Here is a 7993-nt window from a genome sequence, read left to right on the forward strand (position 1 = left end):
AATCTTCAAAGCTTTCATTAAACTCTAAAAATACTTTAGTCAGTCTTAACTTTTCCTTATCACTTAACTTTAACTTATGAAACTTGCTAAGTCCAATTGCAAACTTTCCCATAAATACTCTAAAATCATCGTAATCCTTTTTTATTAATTTATAAATACTTACAATTTACTTTATAAATTTTCCCCATTAGATTTTATTACTTCTTGATACCAGTAATAGCTATCTTTTTTTATTCTTCTTAAATCTTTAAAGTCATGGTCTTCTCTATTTATATACACAAAACCATATCTCTTTTTAAATCCTTGATGTGAACTAAGTAAATCTATTACTGACCATGGACAATATCCCATTAGCTCTACTCCATCTTCAATACCTTTTTTACAAGCTATTATATGGTCTCTTAAATAGTCTATTCTATAATCATCATGTACTTTTTCATCTTCTGTTAAAGTATCTGCTGTTCCAAGACCATTTTCTGTAATTATAAGTGGAAGATGATACCTATTATAGTATTCATTTAAAGCTATTCTCATACCTACAGGGTCAATTTGTGCACCATACTCTGTAGCTTTTAAATTAGAATTTTTCTCTATTTTAAAGTATCCATATAAATCGTAGTCAATTTCACTTTCACGAGTTCCAACTGGCTTTTCATCTGTAGCTTCAAGATGTCTAGCACATAAAGTACGATAATAGTTAAATGCTATAAAGTCCATTTTAGCATTTTTTAATACTTCTTTATCTTCTTTTGGCATATTTGGAACTATATTAAGTTCTTCTAAATATTTCATATAGTATGCTGGATATTCTCCATTATAATGCATATCTAGTAAATAATTTGTCTTAAAGTTATCATTTAATTTTGCTGCCCATACATCTTCTGGCTTGTTTGAATATGGGTAAGTAACTGTAGCTGATATTGATGGTCCAATTTTTCCACCCTCTACCATCTCATGACAAGCTCTAACAGCAAGTGCATGAGCTAATGACATATGATAATCCATTTGTGCTCTCATTTTTTCAACTAAATAAGCATCACTTTCGTATATATTCATACGTTCTTTTACACGCATCATTAGGTTTTGCTCATTATGAGGTTGCCAATACTTTACTCTATCACCGAAGTTTTCAAAACAAACTTTTGCATATCTTTCAAATGCAAATGCACATTCTCTACTTTCCCATCCATTATACTTTTCAACTAATGCATAGGGTAAATCAAAATGATATAAAGTTACAAATGGAGTTATACCACACTCTATAAGATAATCTATAACCTTATTATAAAAATCAATTCCTAATTGATTTATCTCACCATCTCCAGTAGGTATAATTCTTGCCCAAGATAGAGAAAATCTATATGTTTTTAGACCTAATTCCTTCATAAGGTCTATATCTTCTTTCCATTTATGATAAAAATCACTTGCTACCTTGCTATCTGCTTGTACATCTGATTTTTTAAATGAGTTAAAATCAGCAACAGTCATTCCTTTTTTATCTTCATTCCATCCACCTTCTATTTGAAATGCTGAAGATGATGCCCCCCATAGAAAATCTTTTGGAAATACACTTTTCATTACTTTTCCTCCTAGTGTCTATTTATTAATTATCTTTTTCTTCTATATCATTAAATCCAACGATATAAGTAAGTATAGCTGAACCGAAAAATGCTACTAAACATCCTATTAAATAAGATAAAAATCCTTTAACTCCAGCTTGTGCATATACTGGTATAGTAAGGATTCCTTGATTTGCAAATGCTATACCAAATGCACCTCCATATCCCATTATACCTCCACCTATTGCACCACAGATTACTGCACAAATCATAGGTTTTTTAAGACGTAAGTTTGCCCCATATATTGCAGGTTCTGTTATACCAAATAGTGCTGTTATACTACCTGATAATGCAACTGTCTTTAATGATTTATTTTTTGATTTTAAAAATACACCCATAGCAGCTCCTGCTTGTGAGAAGTTTGCAGCTCCTGCAAATGCTAATAAGTTTTGACGTCCATTTTGAGCTATATCATTTATAGCAATAGGTAATATTGGTCTATGTGCACCAAATATAACTAAAACACACCACATTCCACCTATAAATGCACCACATAGTATAGGGCTAAAGTTTATAAGTAATTGATATAACCAGTTTACACCATTCCCAATATATATTCCAATAGGTCCAAATACTAATAATGTTGCAGGTACCATTATTAATATTGAAAGTGTAGGTACCATTATCATTTCAATAACATCTGGAATAACCTTCTTTAAAAATCTTTCTACATATGATAATACCCATATTGCAATAATTATTGGTATTACTGATGATGTATAACTTGCTTTTGTAATATTTATATTAAATAATGTTACTACTCTATCCTCTGCCATTAAGGCTACTATACCTGGATAACAAAGTGTTGCTCCAAGTACCATTGATATAATTTCGTGAGTTTTAAATACCTTTGCTGAAGTATATCCAAGTATTATTGGGAAAAAGTAAAATACTGCATCTGATGCTGCACTTAATATTACATATGTATCATTTTGCTTTATATCTATATTGTGAACATTTAAATAATACATTGATACAACAGCTAGTATACCTTTTATCATACCAGAACCAGCTAGTGCATATATTGTCGGTGTAAATATTTGTGCCATAGTAGTTAGTGCTTTGTTAAATGAATTTCCTTTTGTTTTTTCATTTTTTAAAACTTCATTATTAGAAACATCTGTAGTTTTGCCTAACATTTTTTCTAACTCTTTATACACCTTGTCTACATTACTACCTATAACTACTTGTAGCTGGTCCATACTTTCTACTACAGTTATTACTCCTTCTATTTTTGATAGGTTATCTTTATTTACTTTATCAGAATCTATTAATGAAAACCTTAATCTTGTATGACAATGGATTACATCTTTGATGTTTTCTTCATTACCAACATTTGCTAATATCTCTCTAGCAATCTTCTTAAAATCCATGATTTACCTCCTAATTTATTACTTTTGATAAAAATATTTGATGACTTATGTATTCAAGTATATATCCTATTTTTTTTGATATAATCAAATATTTTTTATAGCATCAATTATACTTATCTATAATAAATAAATTTTAATGCTATAAATATAAGTAATAAAATAGTTTCTAAAAAATCACCTTTATTGCTAAAGTGTTGATATATCTATATCAACAAATCCTTCATAACAATTAAATTCAATTGAAAAATCTATATTTAAGTGTGACAATTCATCTTCATATTCCTCATTTATTAAATTCACTACATTTTTAATTTTATTTTTAATCTTCATATTATTCACTAATAGGCTTTACTAATTTATAACCTACTCCCCATACAGTCTTTATATATTTATTTTCTTTATATATCTTATCTCTTAATGCTTTTATATTATTTTTTTATATATTTTTCTACATCTATATTATTTAAATAGAAACTCCAACAAAATAGCTACTATTTTTTATTATAGATTTCATAAAGATATTCATCTTATTAATTTCATATATATTCCATTAAGATAATATACATATAGTATACTAATTACCTTACTTCCATATATACGCATCTTTAATAATATTTCTTTGCATCAAATCTTCAAAGCTTTCATTAAACTCTAAAAATACTTTAGTCAGTCTTAACTTTTCTTTATCACTTATTTTTAACTTATGAAACTTACTAAGCCCAATTGCAAACTTTCCCATAGATACTCTAAAATCATCATAATCTTTTTCATATAGTTTATGGTCTTTGCTCAAAGTTTCTAACTTATTTAAATTAAGTTTACATTCTTCTTCATATATCTTTATATCATCAATACTTTTAATACTCATATTAACTTTAGTAGTGTTCACTTTTAACATTATCAAATAATTTCTGTACTCATTTATCAAATTTTTATGATTTATATTCATTAAGTATTTCTCCTGTTTTAAATTTAAGTAATTTATTAATACCCTAAATTTACTTAAACTACACTATAAGTTTCTTATCCTACTCTATTTTTCAATCTTTCTTTTTATCTCTATTCTCTTATTAACATATTCTGAGAATAAATCATATATAACACTTACTAAAGGCATCCCTAAAACCATACCTAGAACTCCAAACAAATTACCTCCAACTATAATAGCTAATAATATCCATAAAGAAGAAAGACCTAAGGAATTTCCAACTACCACTGGATATACAAACTTACCATCTAACTGTTGAATTGTAATAATTAAAACTAAAAATAATATTACAGATGAAGGCTTTGCCATAAGTATTATAAACATAGATATAACAATTCCCACATATGTTCCAAATATAGGTATGAAGTTAAGTATTGGTATCATTATACTTATAAGCAATGCATATGGAATTTTAACCATTGAAAATACTATAAAAAATGTAGTTCCAAGTATAATTCCATCTGTTGATTGACCTAATATAAACCTAGAAAATTTATAATTAGTAAGTCTTAAAATATATAATATTTTCTTACATGCTCTCTCACTAAAAAATGCATATAATACTTTTTTAAATTGATGTATTAATTTTTCTTTTCCAAGTAGTGTATACATTGCTATTATTATTCCTAAAAATAGATTTACAAAAAAGTTTGTAATCCCAAAGGTAAAATTAAGTAAATTAGATATAAACATATTTATAAGATTTCCAATATATGATATAGATTTTTGAAGCATAGAAGAAATATCAAACTCTACATTTTTAAGTATATCTAAATTACTTAAATTTTTTGTTACATAGTTTTGTAAGGATATTATATAATTTGGAATAGTTTCAGTTAAGCTTTTTATACTTTCAATAAGTTGTGGCACTATGAAATTTATAAATGCAGCTACTATTATTACAACTATTATAATAGTAGATACTAACGCTATTATTCTTGATAGTTTATTTAGTTTTTCATGATTTTTAGTTAATGGTTTTATTATTTTTTCTTCTATAAGCTTCATTGGTATATTTATTAAAAATGCAATTAATCCACCAATTATAAATGGCTTAAAAGCTATTATTAACCTATTATATATACTAGGTATTAGTGTTGGATTAAATATTAATAATATAAACAGCATTATATATGTTGAAATTATAAGTTGATTCTTTAACTTTAAATCTTTTAATTTATTCATAATTGCCTCCAATAAAGTTGCTATTACATATTATTAATATTTTCCAATTTGGTAATAAATTATATATATTATGCAAAAATACTTATATGGTTTTTTTAGTGTTTAATATTTTATCTATATAACTATTTTTTGATATAATATATTTTATACAGTATATTAATAAATTTAATTTAAACTATAATAATTATATAACTAAGAAAGGATTAAATATGAAAATAACATATATTCACCATAGTAGTTTTAGTGTTGAACTTGATAACACTATATTACTTTTTGATTATTTCAAAGGAAATCTTCCAAGCTTTGATAAAAATAAAAAGCTATACGTATTTTCTAGCCACTCTCATCATGATCATTTTGATGAATCTATTTTTAATATAGAAAAAACTCATCCAAATGTTGAGTATATATTATCAAATGATATTAAAACTACAAAATCTCAAAATACTAAATTTATAGGAGCTAATGAAAGATTATTAGTAGATAATTTAGAGATTAGAACTCTTGATTCTAGTGACTTAGGTGTTGCATTTATTGTAAAAGTTGATGATAAAATAATATACCATGCTGGTGATTTAAATTGGTGGCACTGGGAAGGTGAAAACACGCCTGAAGAAAATAAGTTTGCTGAGGATAAATTTAAAAGTGCAATAGATAAAATAAAAGGAGAAAGTATTGATGTTGCTTTTCTTCCTCTAGATTCTAGACAAGGAAATCAGTATTATTTAGGATTTGATTATTTTATGAGAAATACTAATACTAAAGTTGCATTTCCAATGCATTTTTTTAGAGCGTACTCTCTTTCTAAAATCTTTAAAGACTCAGAGTATGCATCTACTTACAAAGACAAGATAATTGATATAAATAAAGACAGTCAAACTTTTGAGTTATAAAATTTCACTTTGCTCAAATTAATATTGCTTTTATTCATAAATTATCAATATATTTTAATGTATTAGAAATTCTTTATAGGTAAAAAATCACCCTATGTCGTTAATTTTGACATAGGGTAATTTATATATCTACTTTTTGTAATTATCTATAATCTCATTAATAGTTTCCTCAGAATTAGTTATAACTCTAAACTCAACTCTTCTAGATGCATCCTTATCTTCTACATTATCTTTATATATTCTATGACTGTAACTCATACCATTAGCAGTAATATTATCTATTAGCCAATTTTCATATTCACTAAGGCTTTCCATATTCATAACGTACTCTAATACATTTCTAGTTCTATCTTGAGATAGTTCCATATTTTTAAAGTAAGCAGTCTTAGTGTCTGCTCCTTCTTCCCATTCACTAGAGGTATGACCTTCTATTCTAATTTCTGTTACTTTATCTTTATAATTTGTGTAAATTACATTTATATATCTAGGGAAAAATGAATCAAGTATATCTTTAAATTGAGTTTTAAGTTCTGATTCTCCCATATCAAAAAATACTTCTGGCTCTTTAAATCTTATTGTTCCATCTTTATCTATTTCCATATGCCAGTTATCCATATCCCCTTCAAATTCATTGTATAAATCTTCATATATATTTTCTTTGCTTTCTTCATAGGTTGTAACTATATTTTCTACAGTTTGTTGCTGTTTTTTTATATTTGTATTTTCATCTATTACTTTACTCATAAATATAACTGATGTAAATAGAAAAACTATCATAAGCCCTGACATTAAATCAGATATTGATGACCATACATTATCACTATTTTTATCTTTTCTTTTAAATTTATCTAGTTTGCTCATACTCTATTTATCTCCTTCTGAGATAGCTTCATTATCTATAGTACTTACTACATCATTTTGGGCAAATGCTTCTTTTAATTCTTCTAATAATCTATAATAATCCTCTGAAAATCCTTCTGATATAGTTACTAATTGACCAGCTAAACAACTTAGGGCATCTGTAAATTCTTCTATTAATGTATTATCTAATTTTTCTATTTTTCTAACACATAATTTTTCCATTTCTTCTGCCATAGTTTTTATTTGATTTGAAGTTGCTATAGTTATATTTTCTAGTCTTTTTGTAGACTCAGATATAGTGTCATCTAATGTATTATTTATATTTGCTGTATTTTCTTTTAATAATTGTACTTGTTTATTAATTTCTAAAGTATTTTCTCTAAGTGAATTTTGTACTTCTTCATTAAAATGTATTAATGTTTTATTAAATCTTTTTTGTGTACTTAATAAATGTTCATTTATATCTGGTATTAAATCTTTTAGGCTGTATATTAGCATTTTACATTGGCTTATATGTTCTGATATTTCATATTTAAATTGTCTATTATTTTCATATATTGATTGTGTAGTTTTTGATAATACATCTTCTGTTATTTTTTCTAGATATGATTTTATATTATTTAAGTTTTCAGAAATTAAAGTTTGTAGATAAGCTGTACTTTCTTTTGTACGGTTATCTATATTTGTGAAATGTTCATTTATTTGTGGTATAGATTCTTTTGCAGTATTTGATATTTCAATTATAGATTTATTTGATTCTATTATTACGTTTTGAGTTTTATTTATTTCTTTAAGTACTTCACTTAAGTTTTCATTATTTTCTTTTATAAGTGATGAGTTTTTAGAAATACTTTCTATTGATTCATCTGCATTATGTATAGTTTGTATTACTGTTTCTAATTCTTTAGTTGTATTTTCTATAGTTTCTTTATAGTTTTCTTGCCATGTCAGTAAGTTATTTACTCCACTATTTAAAAGTGTAAAACATTCTCCAAGCTTTTTAAATTCACCTATAAGCTCTTCTTGTTTTGATATAGTATTATTGTTTAAATTTAATATTTCACTTTTTAATTC

9 protein-coding genes are annotated in these 7993 nt (G+C 25.6%); 1 reads left to right on the plus strand and 8 read right to left on the minus strand.

The window, feature by feature from the left end:
• Positions 1–171: 171 nt before the first annotated feature.
• From Q5F54_RS08055 to Q5F54_RS08075, 6 genes are all read right to left on the minus strand, one after another.
• Positions 172–1578: a glycoside hydrolase family 1 protein gene (locus Q5F54_RS08055; protein WP_281537647.1), complete on the minus strand. Its 1407-nt coding sequence runs from the start codon at positions 1576–1578 to the stop codon at positions 172–174.
• Between the two features lie 25 nt (positions 1579–1603).
• Positions 1604–2992, minus strand: a complete 1389-nt coding sequence (locus tag Q5F54_RS08060; protein ID WP_281537646.1) for a PTS transporter subunit EIIC — start codon at positions 2990–2992, stop codon at positions 1604–1606.
• A gap of 186 nt (positions 2993–3178) precedes the next feature.
• Complete coding sequence (locus tag Q5F54_RS08065; RefSeq protein ID WP_288525807.1) at positions 3179–3322, minus strand: hypothetical protein; 144 nt, start codon at positions 3320–3322, stop codon at positions 3179–3181.
• 1 nt (position 3323) lies between these two features.
• The gene (locus Q5F54_RS13240) at positions 3324–3419 is read right to left on the minus strand and encodes a hypothetical protein (RefSeq protein WP_369124054.1); all 96 of its coding nucleotides are present in this window, start codon (positions 3417–3419) and stop codon (positions 3324–3326) included.
• 156 nt (positions 3420–3575) lie between these two features.
• Positions 3576–3941 carry a hypothetical protein gene (locus Q5F54_RS08070; RefSeq protein ID WP_288525805.1) on the minus strand — a complete coding sequence of 122 codons (366 nt, stop codon included), beginning with the start codon at positions 3939–3941 and terminating at the stop codon, positions 3576–3578.
• 84 nt (positions 3942–4025) lie between these two features.
• On the minus strand, positions 4026–5165 hold the full coding sequence (locus Q5F54_RS08075) for an AI-2E family transporter (protein ID WP_302334209.1): 1140 nt from the start codon (positions 5163–5165) through the stop codon (positions 4026–4028).
• A gap of 209 nt (positions 5166–5374) precedes the next feature.
• Between Q5F54_RS08075 and Q5F54_RS08080 the strand changes: the two genes are divergently transcribed.
• Positions 5375–6058: an MBL fold metallo-hydrolase gene (locus Q5F54_RS08080; RefSeq protein WP_302168931.1), complete on the plus strand. Its 684-nt coding sequence runs from the start codon at positions 5375–5377 to the stop codon at positions 6056–6058.
• A 129-nt stretch (positions 6059–6187) separates the two neighbouring features.
• Here the strand turns inward: Q5F54_RS08080 and Q5F54_RS08085 are convergent, their stop codons facing one another.
• Together Q5F54_RS08085 and Q5F54_RS08090 are read right to left on the minus strand one after the other, a co-directional pair.
• A complete protein-coding gene (locus tag Q5F54_RS08085) occupies positions 6188–6919 on the minus strand; it encodes an OmpA family protein (protein ID WP_302334210.1) in 732 nt (243 codons plus the stop codon).
• A 3-nt stretch (positions 6920–6922) separates the two neighbouring features.
• The coding region (locus Q5F54_RS08090; RefSeq protein ID WP_302334211.1) for a hypothetical protein at positions 6923–7993 on the minus strand (1071 nt) is incomplete at its 5' end.

This window comes from uncultured Romboutsia sp., assembly GCF_958366745.1.
Taxonomy (GTDB): domain Bacteria; phylum Bacillota; class Clostridia; order Peptostreptococcales; family Peptostreptococcaceae; genus Romboutsia; species Romboutsia timonensis.

Excerpts from the sequence above, each read along its gene's own strand:
- Q5F54_RS08085 (WP_302334210.1), bottom strand. The coding sequence starts at position 6,919 with ATGAGCAAACTAGATAAATTTAAAAGAAAAGATAAAAATAGTGATAAT.
- Q5F54_RS08075 (WP_302334209.1), bottom strand. The coding sequence starts at position 5,165 with ATGAATAAATTAAAAGATTTAAAGTTAAAGAATCAACTTATAATTTCA.
- Q5F54_RS08065 (WP_288525807.1), bottom strand. The coding sequence starts at position 3,322 with ATGAAGATTAAAAATAAAATTAAAAATGTAGTGAATTTAATAAATGAG.
- Q5F54_RS08070 (WP_288525805.1), bottom strand. The coding sequence starts at position 3,941 with ATGAATATAAATCATAAAAATTTGATAAATGAGTACAGAAATTATTTG.
- Q5F54_RS08055 (WP_281537647.1), bottom strand. The coding sequence starts at position 1,578 with ATGAAAAGTGTATTTCCAAAAGATTTTCTATGGGGGGCATCATCTTCA.
- Q5F54_RS08080 (WP_302168931.1), top strand. The coding sequence starts at position 5,375 with ATGAAAATAACATATATTCACCATAGTAGTTTTAGTGTTGAACTTGAT.
- Q5F54_RS08060 (WP_281537646.1), bottom strand. The coding sequence starts at position 2,992 with ATGGATTTTAAGAAGATTGCTAGAGAGATATTAGCAAATGTTGGTAAT.